This is a genomic window from Falsiroseomonas sp. RANM36 (assembly GCF_056682175.1).
Genome location: NZ_JBWXTD010000007.1, coordinates 230,439 through 246,230, shown reverse-complemented (window position 1 = coordinate 246,230; position 15,792 = coordinate 230,439). Strand labels below are relative to the sequence as shown.

The window sequence follows — 15,792 nt, the reverse complement described above, 5'->3', positions numbered from 1 at the left end:
GGCCGGGGCGCCGCGCTGGGCGGGCGGCGGCGGCGCGGAAGGCGCGCTCGGCGCGATAGGCGTAGAGGATGCCGCGCCAGTGCAGATGCGCCGCCAGGCCTGGCACGCGCTGCGAGAGCCGCCGCCAGGCATCGCCACTGCCGGCGAAGAGCGCGGCGAGGGCCGCATGCACCGCGGCCAGCCGCGAGGGCCGGGCATTCAGCGCGAAGCGGAGCAGCCAGGGCGACAGCGCCGGCAGGCTCCGCCAGCGGACCGAGAGCGGCGCCAGCGGATCGCGCAGCATGCGCGGCAGGGCGCGCAGCGTCGCCGGGGTGGCGAGCGGCACGACGGCCGAGACGGTGATGCCGCCGGCATTGCCGAAGCTCGCCGCGTCCGGCGGGGCCGCTTGCGGGGCGGGATCCAGCAGCACCGTCTCCAGCCCGGCCTCGATGCAGGCGAGCGCGCTGGCCGTGCCGACGATGCCCGCGCCGATCACCGCGACCTGCATTCAGCCGCCCCTGGCGAAGCGGCGCTCGAGCCGGGCGGCGGCGAAGGAGAGCGCGGCGCAGACCAGGAAGTAGAACAGCGCGACGAGAAGCCAGGTCTCGAAGACGCGGCCGGTGGTGGCGGCCACCTCGTTGCCGAGGAAGGCGAGATCCTGGATCGAGACGAGCGAGATGATCGAGGAATCCTTCACCAGCGAGACCGCCTGGCCGGCGAGCGGGGGGACGGTGCGCGCCACGGCCTGCGGCAGGATCACATGGCGCAGCGCGCCGAGGCGCGAGAGGCCGAGCGCCTCCGCCGCCTCCCACTGGCCGCGCGGCAGGGACTGGATGCCGGCGCGCACGATCTCGGTGACATAGGCGCCCTCGAACAGTCCGAGGCAGAGGATGGCGGCGATGACGCCGGCGGCGAATTGCGGCGGGCCGAAGAGCAGCTCGATCCAGGCCAGCGTCGCCGGGTCCTGGCGGCGGATCCAGTCCTCGACGCCCAGCGCGGGCAGCAGCTGGCTGGTGACGAAGAAGTAGAAGACGAAGACGAAGACCAGCGGCGGGATGTTGCGGATGGTCTCGACATAGAAGCCGGCGATCATTCGCGGCAGCAGCGCACGCGAGGTCCGGGCGACGCCCATGACGACGCCGACCGCGGCCGCGACGATCGCCGCCCAGAAGCTGACGCGCAGCGTGGTGAACAGCCCCTGCAGCAGCAGGTTCGCCACCCAGCCGCGCTCCGCATCGTGGCGCAGCACGAAGCCCCAGACCGGCGCGAAGTTCCAGCGATACTCGAGCGCGGCGCCGGCGCGCCACGCCAGCAGGCCGAGCGCGCCGAGCACGACGAGGATCACCAGCGCATCCAGCGCCGGGCGGCGGGGCCGGCGGGCATAGGGCCCGCCAGGCAGGTCCATCTGCGCGGTTCAGCCGGGCAGCTGGTCGCGCCACTCGCGGCCGCTGAACCAGTAGGTCTGGCGCTCCTCCAGCCAGCCGTCGAGCTGGCGGAGCATGACCCAGTTGTTCAGGAAGTTCAGCGCATCGGGATCGGACTTGCGCAGCGCCATCGCATCCGCCTGGCGGACGATGGGCGTGGTGAAGGGGCGGAACAGCGTGTCCGGGTTGTCGAGCGTGGCGAAGAGCGGGCGCGGGACGGAGCCGATCATGCCATGCGCGCGGCCGTTCACCACTTCCAGGATGGATTGCGCGTCGTCGTCGAACTGGCGGATCGTCGCGCGCGGGAAGAGGCGCTGCGCGGCGGCGAGGCCGGAGGTGCCGCGGCGGCCGGCGATGGTGACGTTGGGGCGGTTCCAGGATTCCAGCGTCGTCATGCTCTCGGCCATCCGCTTGTTCGCGGCGATCTCGACGCCGGTGGCGGAATAGGGCGATGTGAAGTTGACGTTCAGGTTCCGCGCCGGGGTGATCGTCATGCCGCCGATGATCGCATCGAAGCGGCCGGCAAGCAGCGCGGGGATGATGCCGTCCCAGGCGGTGGGGACGAATTCCGTGCGCACGCCCATGTCCTGCGCGAGCCGGTTCGCCACGTCGATCTCGTAGCCGATCAGCTCGCCCGCGCGGTTGCGGAAGGCCCAGGGCACGAAGGTGGACATGCCCACGCGCAGCGTGCCGCGGCGCTTCACCTCCTCGACCATGGAGGTGGCGGCGAGGGCTGCGCGCGCATCCGCGCCCTGCGCCGCGGCGGGCCGCCCGAAGGCGAAGGCGCCGAGCGCCGCGAGCCCGCCGGCGGCGGGCGCGATGAGACGGCGACGGAAGCCAGTGTTGTCGGTCATGACGGAAGGTCCCTTCTTGCTACCAGTGGTCAGGCCATGGCGCCCTTGAGCCGCCTCTCGAGCAGCCCGACGCCGAAGGAGAGCAGCACCGTGACGCAGAGATAGAGCGCGGCGACGGTGAGCCAGATCTCGAAGGTCATGAAGGTGTCGCTGATGACGTTGCGCCCTTCGTTGGTCAGGTCGAACACCGCGATGACGCTCACGATCGCCGAATGCTTGATCAGCGACACGCCGAGCCCGGCGAGCGGCGGCAGGATCACGCGCAGCGCCTGCGGCAGCACGATGAAGCGATAGGCGTGGCGGCGCGAGAGGCCGAGCGTCCAGGCCGCCTCCCACTGGCCCTTGCGCACGGCCATGATGCCGCCGCGGAAGATTTCCGTGGCGAAGGCGCCCTCGAAGATCGCGAGGCAGAGCACGCCGGCCCAGAACCGCTCGAGGCCGAGGATCGGCGCCAGGATGAAGTAGACGATGTAGAGCTGCACCAGCAGCGGCGTGTTGCGGATCGCCTCCACATAGCCGATCGCCAGCCACCGCCCGGCAACCGAGCCCGAAAGCCGCAGCAGCGCGGCGCCGAGGCCGATCAGCACCGTCAGCACCAGGGCGATGGCGCTGATCTCCAGCGTCACCAGCAGGCCCTTGAGCAGCGGGCCGAGGAAGACCTCGCCCTCGAAGACCTGGAACAGGTAGCGCGGCACGCGGTACCATTGCCAGTTGTAGCCCATGCGCGTGGCGCCCTCGAACAGCAGCCAGGCGAGCAGGCCGAGGAAGAGCGCGAATTGCAGCAGGTCGAGCAGGCGCCGGCGCAGGCCGCTCGGCGCGCGTGGCGGCTCCCGCGAACGCAGGTCAGTCGTCACGCGGCGTGAACCGTCGCGGCGGGCGCGCGAAGAGGCGCGCGACCATGGGCGCGAAGACGGAGAGCGGCGCCTCCGGCATGCCCGGGATCACCGTGCCCTGGTCGAAGCGCGCGACGAAATCGGCGGTGGCGGCGAAATGCGGATGGCCGCGCCAGCGTTCACGCGCCGCCGGGTCGCAATGATCCTCGGGGTGGTCGTGGCAGTGGAAGTCGAGGAAGAGCGCGTGATGCTCCAGCAGCCAGCGGCTGGCGTCGGAGACATAGGGCGCGAGCAGCGCGGCGGCGAAGGGGCCATGATTGGTGGGGCACATCGTGAAGCCGATGTCGTGCAGCAGCGCGACGACGACATATTCCTCGTCGCGCCCGTCCTGCAGCGCGGCCGTCGCGGCCTGCACGCAGTGTCGGTAGTTGTTCACCTGGTAGCCGAAGCTGGGATCGGCCGCCGAGGCCTCCAGCGCGCGCAGCACGTGGCGCGCCTGGAGCTCGGCGTCGAAGGGGCGGCGCTGGTCGCGCAGCAGGGTCCACTCCGCGCGGCGGAAATCCTGCATCTCCACCGGCGGCACATGCTGCATCTCCGGCGACAGCAGCGGCGAGGGCCGTGGGTCGCCGGGGAAGGAGCGGCTCATGACGCACTGCCGGGCGCGCGGTAGCGAAACGCCTTGTCGAACTTGCCGACGACCCATTCGCCGCAGGCGATCGGCGGGTATTTCGCCTGCGCGGGATCGTCGAGCAGGTCGCGCGGATCCACCACGGCGTGGAAGCCCGGGTCGAAGAAGACCGCCGCGCTCTGCCGCGCCTTGCCGGAGGTGTTCACCACGCGGTGCGGGTTGCTGTGGAAGCGGCCATTGGTCCAGCGATGCATCAGGTCGCCGATGTTCACCACGAAGGTGTCGGGGATGGGGTGGGCCATCACCCAGTCGCGATCGGTTCCCTTCACCTGCAGGCCGCCGGTCATGTCCTGCGCCAGCAGGGTCAGCCCGCCATAGTCGGTGTGCGGCGCGACGCCGAACTGCTCGCGCCCGAGATCGGGCGGCTGGGGCGGGTACCAGATGGCGGAGCCGCGCGCGAGCGGACGCGAGAAGGGCTCGGCGAAGAAATCCATGTCGCGGCCGAGGCTCAGCGCCAGGCCGCGCAGCACGGCATGGCCGGCTTCGAGCACCGCCTCGTACCAGCCATAGAGCGCCGGGCGCAGCGCGGGCAGGGCGGCGGGCCACTGGTTCGGGCCCATCAGCGGCGTGCCTGCCGCCACCTCGGGGTCGTCCTCGGGCAGTTCCAGGCCCCAGACGAAGCTCTCCTTCAGGTCGGCGCGCGCGGTGCCGTACATCTTCGCGCCGCCCTGGCCGATCCAGCCGCGATGGCGCCTGTTCACCTTCACCGCTTCCTTCTCCTCCTCCGGCAGGGCGAAGAAGCGGGCGGCGGTGGAGAACACGCCCTGCGTCAGCGAGGCGGGCACGCCATGGCCGGCGATGTAGAAGAAGCCGATGCGCTCGCTGGCCTCGCGCATCGCCGCGCCCGCGGCGGCGGCGCCGGCGGGGTCGCGGGCGACAAGTGGCGCGATGTCGATGACCGGGATCTCGTCCACGGCGATGGCGCGTGCGGTTGCGTAGGACATGGGGGGTTCTCCGCGCTGCGGCCGCTACGATCCCGCGTCGGCGCGCGGGAGGGAAGCCTCCCCCTCGCGGCCGGCGGCCCAGAAGGCGATGTCGTCCGGCGCGACCGCCTCCTCCAGCGCGGCGGCGAGGCCGAGCGCCAGCAGCGGCGCCAGCTTGAAACCGTGGCCGGAACAGGCGGAGGCGAGCCAGGCCACCTGCCCCGCCGCGCGCAGCACGAAGCGGTCCTCCGGCGCCATGGTGTAGAGGCAATGGCGGAGGCCGAGCAGCCGATGGCGGTCGAACGCCGCGATCGCGACCCGCCCCGCATCGAGCAGCGCCGCCTGGCGAAGCGGATCGAGCGGTGCTTCCGGCGCGCCGGGCGTGGCGGTGTCGTAGTCGCCGATCTTGAGCCGGGTGCCGGCGCGCGGCGGCAGCACATAGACGCCCCCGGTCGGATGGCCGGGCAGCCGGCAGAGCAGCATCGGCGCCGCCTGCCACGCCGCGGCGAGATCGGGCGGCGGCGCAAGATAGGCCAGCGTCTGCAGCGAGACGCGCAGCCCGGCCGCCGCGGCCTGTTCCGGCAGCAGGCGCGGCGCCCAAGCGCCGGCGGCGACCACCACGGCATCGGCGGCGATGCCTTCGCCCTCCGCCAGGCGCAGGCCGCCGGCATGGAGCGCGGCCACGCGCGCCCCGCCGCGCAGCGTCACGCCGAGGCGCGGCAGCAGCGTCAGCAGGTCATCGAGGATCGGGCGCGCCAGCAGCATGCCGGAGCCGTCCACCTCGACCGCGCGCAGCAGGCCCGTGCGGTTCAGCACCGGGATCGCTTCCAGCGCGGCGTCGTCGAGCCGGCGGAAGCCGAGCCCGGCCGCCGCCTGGCTGCGCGCGACGGCGGCTTCCCACGGGCTGTCGGCGCGCAGCGCATAGACCGCGCGGCAGGGCACGAGGCGGTCGGCGCCGGTCTCGGCGAAAACTGCGCGCCAGGCGGCGAAGCCCGCCGGCATCATCGCGGCATAGCCTTCCATCGTGCCATAGGCATGGCGGATGATGCGCCCCTCATCGGCGGAGGAGCCCTGGGGGTTGGGCAGCGGCCCGGCTTCCAGCACGGTCACCGCATGGCCACGGCGCGCGAGCGCCCAGGCGGTGCAAAGGCCGAGGATGCCGGCGCCGACGATCGCGACGCGCAGCGGGCGCGATGCGGCGGCGCGGGGAATGAGGGCGGCGACCTGCCGCGTCAGGGGGAGCATCGATGCGTCTCGACCGGATGACCTGGCCCGCGGTGGAGGAACGGCTCGCGCGCGGGCGGCGCGGCGTGATCCTGCCGCTCGGCAGCCTGGAACAGCATGGCGCGGCGGGAATGCTCGGCACCGACACGATCTGCGCCGAGGCGGTGGCGCTGCGGGCGGCGGAGATCGCGGGTGGCGTGGCGATGCCGGCGCTGGCCTATGGGCCTGCGCAGTTCAACCTGGGCTTTCCCGGCACCGTGAGCCTGCGGCCCTCCACGCTGAGCGCACTGCTCTGCGACGTGCTGGCAAGCCTCGGCCGCACCGGCGTCTCGCGCGTGCTGTTGCTGACGGGGCATGGCGGCAATGTCGCGCCGGCGCTGGCCGCGGTGCAGGAGGTTTTTTCGGACGTCTCTTTCGGGCGTCTTGCCTTTCCGCGGCCGCTGAGCGTGAAGCTGCGCGCCTGGTGGGAGGGGCCGCGCCTCGGCGCCTTGCGGCGCGAGTTCTACGGCGATCGCGAGGGCTATCACGGCACACCCTCCGAGATCGCGATCGCGATGCATGTGACGGGCGCAGCAGCCGGCGCCTGGCCGGCCTACCGCGCATTGCCGCCCCATCCGCTGGTGGATCTCGGCGGCGACCGGCACGAGGATGCGGCGCGGCATCGCGCGCGCTACCCCGAAGGCGTGGTCGGCGCCGATCCCGCGCTTGCCACCGCGCAGCAAGGCGCGGCGCTGCTGCAGGCCGCCGCCGAGGATGTGGCCGAGCTCTTCGCGGCCTTCGAGGCGGCGCCCGAGCCTCATTCCTGACGGAAGGCGGTCGCCTCCACCTCCACGGTGATTCCCGGCGCGAAGAAGCCGGTCATGTAGACCCAGCCGAGGGCGGGTCGGATCGCGGAAAAGACCTCGCCATGCGCGCGGCCGGATTCCACCCAGTGCGTCGGGTCGGCGACGTAGATGCGCGTCTTCACCACGTCGGCGAGCGTCATCCCCACGCCCTCCAGCGCCTCCTTCACCAGGTCGAGGCAGGCGAGCGTCTGGCGATAGACGTCGCCGGGATGCAGCACCGCGCCGTCCGGCCCGCAGGGGCTGCACAGCGCGGTCTCCGCATAGGGCCCGACCCGGACGGCGCGGCTGTAGCCGCAGGATTTCTCCCAGGGCCGCCCGGTGTCGTAGTGCCGCCGCGTCACGAGGCCTGCACCCTGGCCTTCACGCGCAGGCGTCACGACGCCTGCACGACACCCCACTTCGTGTTGATCTCGTCGAAGAAGCCGCTGGCCAGGCGGATGGTGATCCAGTTGCTCAGGAAGTTGGTGAACACCACGTCGTTCAGCGGTGTCAGGAACGCCATCGGGATCGGGTTGCGCGGCGTGTTGGCGAAGATCGCGACCAGGTCGGGATACTCCTTCGTCAGGAAGGCGGCCTCGATCAGCGAGGACATCGTCGCATCCACGCGGCCGCCGATCAGCTCCTGCCAGTCGCGTGCCGGGCTTTCCACGCGCCGGAGCGTCGCATTGGGCAGGGCGGACTGCACCCAGGTCTCCATCGTGGTGCCGAGATTGGTGCCGATGGTCACGCTGCGCTGGTTCAGCGCATCCCAGTTGGCGAACTTGTTGGCGTCGCGCCGGCGCACCAGCGGCACGAAGGCGTTGCGGCCCCAGGGAATGGTGAAGCCGGCGGCCATGGCGCGCGGCACGGACATGGAGGTGCCGGTGAAGACGACGTCGTACTGGTCGGCCTGCAGCCCGTTGATCAGCGTGCGCCAGTCGGTCGCGATGAACTCCGCGCGGACATTCATGTCGCGCGCAAGCTGGTTCGCCGCGTCGATCTGGTGGCCGCGATATTCCCGGCTGGCCGGGTCGCGGAAGCTCATCGGGTTGAAGTCGCCCGTGGTGCCGAAGCGGATGCGGCCGGAGGACTGGATGGAAGCCAGTTTGCCGGACCCGGCTGATTGCGCCTGCGCCTGGATCGGCAGGGCGAGCGCCGCGGCGGGGGGGGGCGGGGCGGGGGCGCGCGGGCCGGCGGCGGCGGGGGCGGGCGCGCGCGGCGGCGGCCGCCGGGGCGGCCGGCAGATGACGACGATTCATGCGGAAGTCTCCTCCTTGGGCAGAAGCGTGCCGCTTGCGGCGGCGAAGATGGCGGCGCGGCGCGCCTCGCGTGGCAGGTGCGCGCTGTCTAGCACGGCTCGTGCCACCGTGGCGCCATGCGCGCGCAGCAGCGCGCGATCGTCGGGCGCCGGCGGCAGCATCGTGACCGTGTCCTGGCAGAAGGTGGCGATCGGCTGCGCGGCGATGCATTGCGCGGGCATCTCCGGGCTGCGGACCGCCCGGCGCAGCAGGCGGCGCAGCATCGCCACCCCGCGGTCGCTGCCGGCGAGGGTCTCGAGCGCATGCACCGCAACCGGGCGCTGGCTGACCTGCGCGTCGTAGTCGCCGGGGCGGCGCTGGCGATCCTCGTAGGTGGTGGAATCGTCCTGGCCCTCGAAGTCGATCAGCCCGAGGCCGATCCGCTCCGGCTGATCCTTGCCGTGCGGATCGAGATGCCGGCCGAGATGGCGCCAGCCGATCTGCAGGCTGTGCGTATCGTCCACCGGCACCACCCACCGCGTGAGGCCGACACGCTGGAACGCCTTCTGCTCCGCCGCATCCTCCCAGATGGCGCCGGTCTGGTTCAGGTTGGGCAGGATGCATTCCACGGTGCGCGTCCAGACCATGCCGCCCCAGCGGCGCGACTGGACATTCATCATGCCGAGCGGCGTCGGCAGGAAGTCCAGCTCCTGGTCGGCGCTGTTGGATTCGTCGAAATGCGCGCCGGCATTGCGCGCATGCAGCCACACCACATGCACCGGGTCCTGGCTGTTCTCATAGACCTGCAGCCAGTTGCAGGGGATCTCCAGCAGGAAGGGCGCGAGGGTGACGCCGGGTTCCTGCTCCACGTCCAGCACCGGCGGCGGCGGCACCGCGGCCGGATCGCCGAGGAAGGCGAAGACCAGCCCGTGCCGCTCCACGACGGGATAGGCGCCGTGGCGCAGGCGATGGCGGATCTGGCTGCTCGCCGGCTCGGCCGGCGTGGCCAGGATCGTGCCGTCGCGGTCGTAGTGCCAGCCGTGATAGCAGCAGGAAATCCCGCGCGGCATGATGCGGCCGAATTCGAGGCTGGCGCCGCGATGGCTGCAATGGCGGTGCAGCAGCCCGACCTCGCCCTCGCCGTCGCGGAAGGCGACGAGATCCTCGCCGAGGATGCGCAGCGCCAGCGGCAGGTCGGCGAGCTGCGCGGAGAGGCAGACGGGCTGCCAGGCACGGCGCAGGTATTCGCCGCAGGGCGTGCCGGGGCCCACCTGCGTCAGCTCCGGATCGGGCGCGGGCACCGCGCGCCGCCGGTGGCCGGCATAGCGTTCCGACAGGTCGCCCTGCATATCTCCCCCGTCGCGGCTTGCGCGGTGGGAGCAGGGTGCGACACTCCGGCCTGCCGGCGCAACCGTCGGCGTTCGGATCGGCGGGGGAAGATGGGATCGGCTCGCGGACGGGTGGCGCGCGCGCTGCTGCTGATGATGGCGCTGGCGCCGCTGCTGGCCGCGTGCGGCGGCAACTGGGCCTGGCATGTGGTGGACCCGCGGGATTCGCGCGGGCAGGCCAATCTCGGCTTCATGCTTTCGGGCTTCTGGGCGACCGTCTCGCTCTCGCTCTCGACGATGGTGCTGTCACTGGTCCTCGGCCTGGCCATCGCGATGATGGGCATGGCGCGCGTCGCGCCGCTGCGCTGGTTCAACCGCGCCTATGTCGAGCTGTTCCGCGCCATCCCGATCCTGGTGATGATCCTCTGGGTCTTCTACGGCCTGCCGGTGGTGCTCGACATCCGGCTGGATGTCTTCGTCGCGGCGATGCTGGCCATCGCGATCTGCGATTCCGCCTTCGAGGCGGAGATCTTCCGCGCCGGCATACAATCCGTCGAGCGCGGGCAGCGCGAGGCGGCGATGGCGCTCGGCCTCTCGCCCTGGCAGCGCATGCGCTTCGTCATCCTGCCGCAGGCCATCCGCCGCGTGCTGCCGCCCATCGCCAACCAGTTCATCTACGTGGTGAAGATGAGCAGCCTGGCCAGCGTGATCGGCTACCAGGAGCTGACGCGGAAAGCGAACGAGCTGGTGGTGACGGTGTTCCGCCCGCTCGAGATCTACACCATCCTGATCCTGGAATACCTCGTGCTGATCCTGCTGATCTCGGCCGGCGTGCGCTGGCTCGAGCGGCGGATGCAGGCGGACCAGTCGCTCAGGAGCCCGGCCTGAGGACATGATCGCGCAGCAGGAGCCGGCGGAGGCGGGACGCAGGCTGCTGCTGGTGGCGCTCGGCGCGATGTTCGTGCAGCAGAGCTTCGCGACGCTCGGGCGCAACCTGCCGCCGGTGATCGCGCCCGCGATCCTCGAGGACCTGCAACTCGATCCCGCGCTGCTCGGGATCTATGTCGGCACGGTCGCCTTCGCGGCGCTGGTGGTGCAGCTCGGCTGCGGCAGCTTCATCATCCGCCACGGGGCACTGCGGATGAGCCAGGTCTCGCTGGTGCTGCTGGCGCTGGCGCTCGCCGTGGCCACCCTGCCGGCGCTGGCCTTCTTCGCACTCTCCGCGGTGCTGTGCGGCGCCGGATCGGCGCTCTCCACGCCGTCGAGCTCGCATCTGCTCGGCCGCTACGCCACGCCGAAGCAGGCGCCGCTGGTCTTCTCGATCAAGCAGACCGCGGTGCCGGCCGGGCTGCTTCTGTCCGGCCTGATCGGGCCGCTGCTGACCGGCTGGTGGGGCTGGCGCGTGGCCATGCTGTGCGGCGCGGCCGGCTGCCTCGCCTTCGCCCTCACCATGCAGCCGCTGCGACGCCGCTTCGACGACGACCGCGTGCCGAGCCAGAGCGCCCGCCTCTCGGACCTGCGCCGCACCCTCGGCGCGGTGACGCGGGAGCGCGACCTGCGCAACCTGGCGCTGGCCTGCGGCACCTTCAGCGGGCTGCAGAGCGCCTTCATCGCCTTCTTCGTCACCTATCTCGTCGCGCAGGGGCATGAGCTGGCTGCGGCGGGCGCCTTCTTCTCCGCCGCGACGCTGGTCGCGGTGCCGGGCCGCATCCTGTGGGGATGGCTCGCGGGCGCGCATATGGCGCCGGGACGCCTGCTCGGGATGCTGGCGATCGGCATGGGGGTGAGCGGGCTGCTGCTCGGGCTGTCCGGCGCGCTGGATTCGGCGCTGCTTCTCGCCGCCGCGACGCTCGGGATGAGCGTGACCGCGCTGTCCTGGCATGGCGTGCTGCTGGCAGAGGCGGCGCGGCTGGCGCCGGCGGGGCAGCGCGGGGCGGCGACCGGCGGCGTGCTGTCCTTCGGCCAGGTCGGCGGCATAGTGGCGCCGCTGGTCTTCGCGGTGCTGCTGGGCCTGACCGACAGCTACGGCGCGGGATTCGCGGTCAGCGCCGTGCCGGCGCTCGGCGTCGGACTCGCGATGCTGCGCGCGCGGCCCGGCTGAGCACGCCGTTCCGACCGATCGCCTGCGATCGGTCGGAACGTGCTACTCTTCTGTTTCGTCGCATTTTTCGAGTAGCCGCGCGATTCCGCTCGGCTTGACCATGCTTCAATAGGTCAGGGCACGCGGCAGTGTCCTGGCGGCGGCGACCCACTCCTCGACCGCCTTGAGCGAGGGCGCCTGCCGCACCAGGCGCTTCGCCTCGTTGGCCTGCAGCAGCGCCGCGTGCAGGTTTTCCGGCTTGCGTTGGCCGAGTTCCGGCACGGTATCGACCCCGGCCGCCTCGAGCAGGTCGGAATACTGCTCGCCGATGCCCTTCACGCGCATCAGATCGGCGCGATTCGCCCATTTCAGCACCAGCGCCTCGCTGACGCCGGCCTTGGCCGCGAGTGCGGCGCGATCCTTCGGGCCGGCGCATGTCGCCAGCAGTGCATCGGTGTCCTTGATGCCCACGGCGCGCAATTTCTCGCCATAGGCCTTGCCGATGCCCTCGATCTCCTCGATCGGGTAGCCCATTGCCATATCCTCCCCCAAAAGGCCGGAGCCGGCCGCGCAAGCTATCGCGCAGCGGCCTCGGCTGCGCAACGATTCGGATGGGGCGGATCAGCGATGTCAAACGAAGGCCGTCAGGCGCCGCCCGGGGCGCATCGCGTCGAGAGCGATTCCCTCGGCACCATCGAGATCCCGGCCGACCGGCTCTGGGGCCCGCAGACCGAGCGCGCGCGCCGGCTGTTCCGCATCGGCACGGAGCGCTTCACGCCGATCCTGATCCGCGCCGTCGGTCTGCAGAAGCAGGCGGCGGCCGAGGCCAACAAGGCGCTCGGCGAATTGCCGGAGCGGATCGCCGACGCGATCATCGCCGCGGCGGCGGAGGTGGCGGCGAACCGCCATGACGCGGAATTCCCGCTGCCGGTCTGGCAGACCGGCTCCGGCACGCAGACCAACATGAACGCCAACGAGGTGATCGCGCATCTGGCGAACCGCGCGCTGGGCTCGCAATCCGCGCGCAGCCCGGTGCATCCCAACGATCACGTCAATCGCGGCCAGTCCTCCAACGACATGTTCCCGACCGTGATGCATGTCGCGGCGGTGGAGGCGGTGACGCATGGCACCATCCCCGGCCTGCGCACGCTGCACGCCGCGCTGGAATCGCGCGCCGCGGCGTGGGCGGCGATCGTGAAGATTGGCCGCACGCACATGATGGATGCGGTGCCCGTCACCCTCGGGCAGGAGGCGGCGGCCTGGGCGCGGCAGGCGGAGCTTGGCATCGCGCGTCTCGGCGACGCCTTGCCGCGGCTGATGCCACTGGCGCAGGGCGGCACGGCGGCGGGCACGGGCCTCAACCGCCATCCCGATTTCGCCCGCCTCTTCGCCGAGCGGATGGCGGGGCTGACCGGCCTGCCCTTCGTCGCCAATGCGAACCCCTTCGAAGGCATGGGCGCGCACGACGCGCTGGTGGAGCTCTCGGGCGCGCTCAACACGGTGGCGGTGTCGCTGAACAAGATCGGCAACGACATCCGGCTGCTCGGCAGCGGGCCGCGCGCCGGGCTGGCGGAGCTGACGATCCCGGCGGACGGGCTTTCCAGCTCGATCATGCCGGGCAAGACCAACCCGACGCAGTCCGAGGCGCTGACCATGGTCTGCGCCCAGGTGATGGGCAACCATGTCACCGTCACGGTGGCCGGCGCGCAGGGGCATCTCGAGCTCAACGTGTTCAAGCCGGTGATCATCCAGGCCGTGCTGCAGTCGGCGCGGCTGCTCGGCGACGCCGCGGCGAGCTTCGCGGCGAACATGGTGGCCAAGCTGGAGCCGAACCTCGCGCGGATCGGCGACAACCTGCAGAGATCGCTGATGCTGGTGACGGCGCTCAATCCGCGGATCGGCTACGACAAGGCGGTGCAGATCGCGAAGACGGCGCTGGCCGAGGACATCACGCTGAAGGAGGCGGCGGCGCGGCTCGGCCATGTCGCACCAGCGGATTTCGACCGATGGGTGCGGCCCGACGAGATGGTGCGGCCGGGCACGACGCCGGAGGGCGGATGAGCCGGCACCTGCGCAAGCGGAGCTTCCGGCTGGCCGGGCACCTCACCTCCGTGGCGCTGGAGCCGGCCTTCTGGGCGGCGCTGGAGGCGGCGGCGGCACGCCGCGGGCGCAGCCTCGCCGCCCTGGTCGCGGAGCTGGACGCCGCCCGGACGGAGCCCGACCTGCCGCTGGCGAGCGCGTTGCGGTTGTTCGCACTGGCGGAGGCGGCCGGGCGGTCCTGATCACCCCCGCTCGGCGCGCCAGCGGGCCCAGGCGGCGGTTTCCGGCAGGACGCGCGGCGCCGCCGCGGGACCGCTCACGCGCAGGCCGAGCTCCGGCGCCGCCACCGCCGCCGGCCGGACGGCGAAGCGCAGGTCCAGCACCGCGCGCGGCAGGTCGGCGCTGCCCGCAAGCGTCGCGGTGGCACCCGATTCGGTGATGACGCGGCCCTGCTCGATCACGACACGGCCGGCTTCGACGCTGCCCGCGGCCTCCAGCCGGTCGAAGGCGGTGGCGCCCGCGGTCAGCGCCCGCCGCGCGGCCGCCTCGGCCTCCGCCAGGTCGCCGAGGCCCGTCGCCCCGACCGCCGCGGCGAGGTCGAGCCCGGTCAGCACGCCGTCCCGCAGGGCCGCCCGCCAGGTGCCGGAGAGGCTGGCCAGAAGCGCGGAGGGGGCATGACCGTTGGCGGCAAGCCGCACCGCGATCTCGCCGCGGCCGGCGGCGAGGTCGAAGGGCAGGCCCAGGAGCGGCGCCGCCAGCGTCGCCTCCAGCAGCTGCGTCTCGAGCGTCATCCGCGGCGGGCCGGCGCCGGTGAGATCCAGCGTCAGCCCGCCCTCCAGCCTGCCGCCGGCGAGCTTCGCGGCCACCCGATCCATGGCGAGCCGGCCGGACGACAGGCGCAGCATCGCCGCGGCGTCCTCCAGCAGGATGCCGCCGGCCTCGATCCGCCCGGCCTCCAGCGCGATCTCGGCGTCGAAGCCGGCCAGCGCATCGAGCGGCAGCGGCTCGGTGCTGCGCAGCGCCGGCAGGGGCAGGGGGAGCCGCTCGGCCACGATCCGCCCGGCCAGGCGCGGCCGCGGCGCGAAGCCGAGCGCGAGCTGGCCGCCGGCGCGCAGGCCGCCTGCCACCACCTCGAAGGTCTCGGCCGAGAGCGTGTTCGGGCCGAGCGCGAGGTTCGCCACCAGCGAGAAGGAGCCGTCGCCCAGCCAGGGCGCGACATCCCAGCCGAAGGCCTCGTTCAGCAGGCGTGGCGCGCCGGGATGGCGCAGCGTGGTGGCGGCGGTGCCGCGCCCCGCCGGCAGGTCGAAGGTGCCGCTGGCCTCCAGGCGCAGCTCGCCCAGCTCCGCCTCGCCCTTCAGCGCCAGCGCCTCAGCCGGGCCGCCGCCGGACAGGCGCAGCGACACCGGCAGCGCCGCCATCGGGCGCAGGTCGGGCCAGCTGCCCGGGATCAGGTCGAACAGGCCGCGCGCATTGGAGCCGTTCGCCTCCAGCGTGATGTCCTGCAGCCTGATCTGCCGGCCGAGCTGCGCCGTGCCGGAGGCGATGATGTCGGCCTCGGCGAGCCGGCCGGACAGGCGCCGCACGGTGATCCGCCCGCCTTCGGCCGCGGCGTCGAGCGCGGCGCGCTCCATCACCGCCTCTCCCCAGCGCGCGGTCTCGGCGGCAAGGCGGAGATTCACGTCGATGCCGGCCAGGCTGCGGCCGAGCTGGTCGGGATCGAGCCCGCGCGGCAGCCACCGGCCGAGATCGAGCCGATCCACCGTCAGACCGAGGCCGAGCGCCGGGCGCGGCCCGTGGCGCAGCGTCCCGGCGCCGGACAGGCGCAGACCGTCGAAGGTGGCGGCGAGCTCGGGCACGGCGGCCTGGCTTTCCTCCAGCACGAGGCGGAAGCGTCCCTCGCCCCGGCGCAACAGGCTCGGGTCGAGGTCCTCCACCGGCAGCTTCAGCGCCGCGAGGGTGGTGCGGATGTCGGGCCCGTTGAAGCGCGCCGCGATCTCGAGCCGCGCGCCGGCGGTCGCCCCCGCGAAATCGAGTTCCGTCTCGCCGGGCAGCAGCACCGAGACATCCGTCAGCGTCAGCCGGCCGTCCTCGAGGAAGGCGGCGCCACGCAGGCGGCGCAGCGTGAGCCCGGCGAAGCCCGCCGCCTCGGCCGAGAGGTCCACCGAAACCGGCCAGGGGCGCGGTCCGGCCTGGCGCAGCGCCTTCACCCAGCCGTCCAGGTCGAGGCGGCTGGCCAGCAGGGCGACATCGAGCCGCGGCGCCGGAACCAGGCGCAGCGCCGCCGCGCCGCGCCCCCGCGCCCCCGCCAGGTCGCTGGTGTGGGCGTCGCCCGCCACCCGGTCGGCCGGAGCGGGGGG

17 protein-coding genes are annotated in these 15,792 nt (G+C 72.7%); 5 read left to right on the top strand and 12 right to left on the bottom strand.

The features are described 5' to 3' along the window. The 7 genes from AC1MIR_RS25340 to AC1MIR_RS25310 all read right to left on the bottom strand — a co-directional run. A partial coding sequence (locus tag AC1MIR_RS25340; protein WP_480030947.1) for an FAD-dependent oxidoreductase occupies positions 1 to 487 on the bottom strand: 487 nt, incomplete at its 3' end. Next, positions 488 to 1,384, bottom strand: coding sequence for an amino acid ABC transporter permease (locus AC1MIR_RS25335; RefSeq protein WP_480030946.1), 897 nt, complete (start codon positions 1,382 to 1,384; stop codon positions 488 to 490). Positions 1,385 to 1,393: 9 nt separating this feature from the next. After that, positions 1,394 to 2,257, bottom strand: coding sequence for a transporter substrate-binding domain-containing protein (locus AC1MIR_RS25330; protein ID WP_480030945.1), 864 nt, complete (start codon positions 2,255 to 2,257; stop codon positions 1,394 to 1,396). Between the two features lie 29 nt (positions 2,258 to 2,286). Next, a complete protein-coding gene (locus tag AC1MIR_RS25325; protein WP_480030944.1) occupies positions 2,287 to 3,111 on the bottom strand; it encodes an amino acid ABC transporter permease in 825 nt (274 codons plus the stop codon). Then, entirely contained in the window at positions 3,101 to 3,736 is a 636-nt protein-coding gene (locus AC1MIR_RS25320; protein WP_480030943.1) for a hypothetical protein, read from the bottom strand. Before AC1MIR_RS25320 ends, AC1MIR_RS25325 begins: the two co-directional genes overlap by 11 nt. Further along, positions 3,733 to 4,722 (bottom strand): isopenicillin N synthase family dioxygenase, encoded by a 990-nt coding sequence (locus AC1MIR_RS25315; RefSeq protein ID WP_480030942.1) that lies wholly within the window; start codon positions 4,720 to 4,722, stop codon positions 3,733 to 3,735. Before AC1MIR_RS25315 ends, AC1MIR_RS25320 begins: the two co-directional genes overlap by 4 nt. Before the next feature lie 24 nt (positions 4,723 to 4,746). Further along, positions 4,747 to 5,946, bottom strand: coding sequence for an NAD(P)/FAD-dependent oxidoreductase (locus AC1MIR_RS25310; RefSeq protein WP_480030941.1), 1,200 nt, complete (start codon positions 5,944 to 5,946; stop codon positions 4,747 to 4,749). Between the two features lie 2 nt (positions 5,947 to 5,948). Here AC1MIR_RS25310 and AC1MIR_RS25305 point away from each other — a divergent pair, with 2 nt between their 5' ends. After that, entirely contained in the window at positions 5,949 to 6,731 is a 783-nt protein-coding gene (locus AC1MIR_RS25305) for a creatininase family protein (RefSeq protein ID WP_480030940.1), read from the top strand. On the opposite strand, the gene AC1MIR_RS25300 is transcribed toward AC1MIR_RS25305, so the two are convergent. From AC1MIR_RS25300 to AC1MIR_RS25290, 3 genes are all read right to left on the bottom strand, one after another. Then, positions 6,722 to 7,147, bottom strand: coding sequence for a Rid family hydrolase (locus tag AC1MIR_RS25300; protein WP_480030939.1), 426 nt, complete (start codon positions 7,145 to 7,147; stop codon positions 6,722 to 6,724). The genes AC1MIR_RS25305 and AC1MIR_RS25300 overlap by 10 nt on opposite strands. Then, the gene (locus AC1MIR_RS25295; RefSeq protein WP_480031006.1) at positions 7,144 to 7,827 is read right to left on the bottom strand and encodes a transporter substrate-binding domain-containing protein; all 684 of its coding nucleotides are present in this window, start codon (positions 7,825 to 7,827) and stop codon (positions 7,144 to 7,146) included. Before AC1MIR_RS25295 ends, AC1MIR_RS25300 begins: the two co-directional genes overlap by 4 nt. 177 nt (positions 7,828 to 8,004) lie before the next feature. After that, on the bottom strand, positions 8,005 to 9,336 hold the full coding sequence (locus tag AC1MIR_RS25290; protein ID WP_480030938.1) for a Rieske 2Fe-2S domain-containing protein: 1,332 nt from the start codon (positions 9,334 to 9,336) through the stop codon (positions 8,005 to 8,007). A gap of 90 nt (positions 9,337 to 9,426) precedes the next feature. Between AC1MIR_RS25290 and AC1MIR_RS25285 the strand changes: the two genes are divergently transcribed. After that, a complete protein-coding gene (locus AC1MIR_RS25285; RefSeq protein WP_480030937.1) occupies positions 9,427 to 10,203 on the top strand; it encodes an amino acid ABC transporter permease in 777 nt (258 codons plus the stop codon). A 4-nt stretch (positions 10,204 to 10,207) separates the two neighbouring features. Beyond that, positions 10,208 to 11,416, top strand: coding sequence for an MFS transporter (locus AC1MIR_RS25280; RefSeq protein WP_480030936.1), 1,209 nt, complete (start codon positions 10,208 to 10,210; stop codon positions 11,414 to 11,416). Between the two features lie 105 nt (positions 11,417 to 11,521). Here AC1MIR_RS25280 and AC1MIR_RS25275 read toward each other — a convergent pair whose 3' ends face one another. Further along, a complete protein-coding gene (locus AC1MIR_RS25275; RefSeq protein ID WP_480030935.1) occupies positions 11,522 to 11,929 on the bottom strand; it encodes a DUF4332 domain-containing protein in 408 nt (135 codons plus the stop codon). 93 nt (positions 11,930 to 12,022) lie between these two features. Here AC1MIR_RS25275 and AC1MIR_RS25270 point away from each other — a divergent pair, with 93 nt between their 5' ends. Together AC1MIR_RS25270 and AC1MIR_RS25265 are read left to right on the top strand one after the other, a co-directional pair. Continuing rightward, entirely contained in the window at positions 12,023 to 13,456 is a 1,434-nt protein-coding gene (locus AC1MIR_RS25270; RefSeq protein WP_480030934.1) for a class II fumarate hydratase, read from the top strand. Continuing rightward, positions 13,453 to 13,677: a ribbon-helix-helix domain-containing protein gene (locus AC1MIR_RS25265; protein ID WP_480030933.1), complete on the top strand. Its 225-nt coding sequence runs from the start codon at positions 13,453 to 13,455 to the stop codon at positions 13,675 to 13,677. Before AC1MIR_RS25270 ends, AC1MIR_RS25265 begins: the two co-directional genes overlap by 4 nt. On the opposite strand, the gene AC1MIR_RS25260 is transcribed toward AC1MIR_RS25265, so the two are convergent. Continuing rightward, positions 13,678 to 15,792, bottom strand: a 2,115-nt coding sequence (locus AC1MIR_RS25260) for an AsmA family protein (protein ID WP_480030932.1), incomplete at its 5' end; no start/stop codon positions are given.

Excerpts from the sequence above, each read along its gene's own strand:
- AC1MIR_RS25335 (WP_480030946.1), bottom strand. The coding sequence starts at position 1,384 with ATGGACCTGCCTGGCGGGCCCTATGCCCGCCGGCCCCGCCGCCCGGCG.
- AC1MIR_RS25265 (WP_480030933.1), top strand. The coding sequence starts at position 13,453 with ATGAGCCGGCACCTGCGCAAGCGGAGCTTCCGGCTGGCCGGGCACCTC.
- AC1MIR_RS25305 (WP_480030940.1), top strand. The coding sequence starts at position 5,949 with ATGCGTCTCGACCGGATGACCTGGCCCGCGGTGGAGGAACGGCTCGCG.
- AC1MIR_RS25275 (WP_480030935.1), bottom strand. The coding sequence starts at position 11,929 with ATGGGCTACCCGATCGAGGAGATCGAGGGCATCGGCAAGGCCTATGGC.
- AC1MIR_RS25315 (WP_480030942.1), bottom strand. The coding sequence starts at position 4,722 with ATGTCCTACGCAACCGCACGCGCCATCGCCGTGGACGAGATCCCGGTC.
- AC1MIR_RS25320 (WP_480030943.1), bottom strand. The coding sequence starts at position 3,736 with ATGAGCCGCTCCTTCCCCGGCGACCCACGGCCCTCGCCGCTGCTGTCG.
- AC1MIR_RS25330 (WP_480030945.1), bottom strand. The coding sequence starts at position 2,257 with ATGACCGACAACACTGGCTTCCGTCGCCGTCTCATCGCGCCCGCCGCC.
- AC1MIR_RS25285 (WP_480030937.1), top strand. The coding sequence starts at position 9,427 with ATGGGATCGGCTCGCGGACGGGTGGCGCGCGCGCTGCTGCTGATGATG.
- AC1MIR_RS25310 (WP_480030941.1), bottom strand. The coding sequence starts at position 5,946 with ATGCTCCCCCTGACGCGGCAGGTCGCCGCCCTCATTCCCCGCGCCGCC.
- AC1MIR_RS25270 (WP_480030934.1), top strand. The coding sequence starts at position 12,023 with ATGTCAAACGAAGGCCGTCAGGCGCCGCCCGGGGCGCATCGCGTCGAG.
- AC1MIR_RS25290 (WP_480030938.1), bottom strand. The coding sequence starts at position 9,336 with ATGCAGGGCGACCTGTCGGAACGCTATGCCGGCCACCGGCGGCGCGCG.
- AC1MIR_RS25280 (WP_480030936.1), top strand. The coding sequence starts at position 10,208 with ATGATCGCGCAGCAGGAGCCGGCGGAGGCGGGACGCAGGCTGCTGCTG.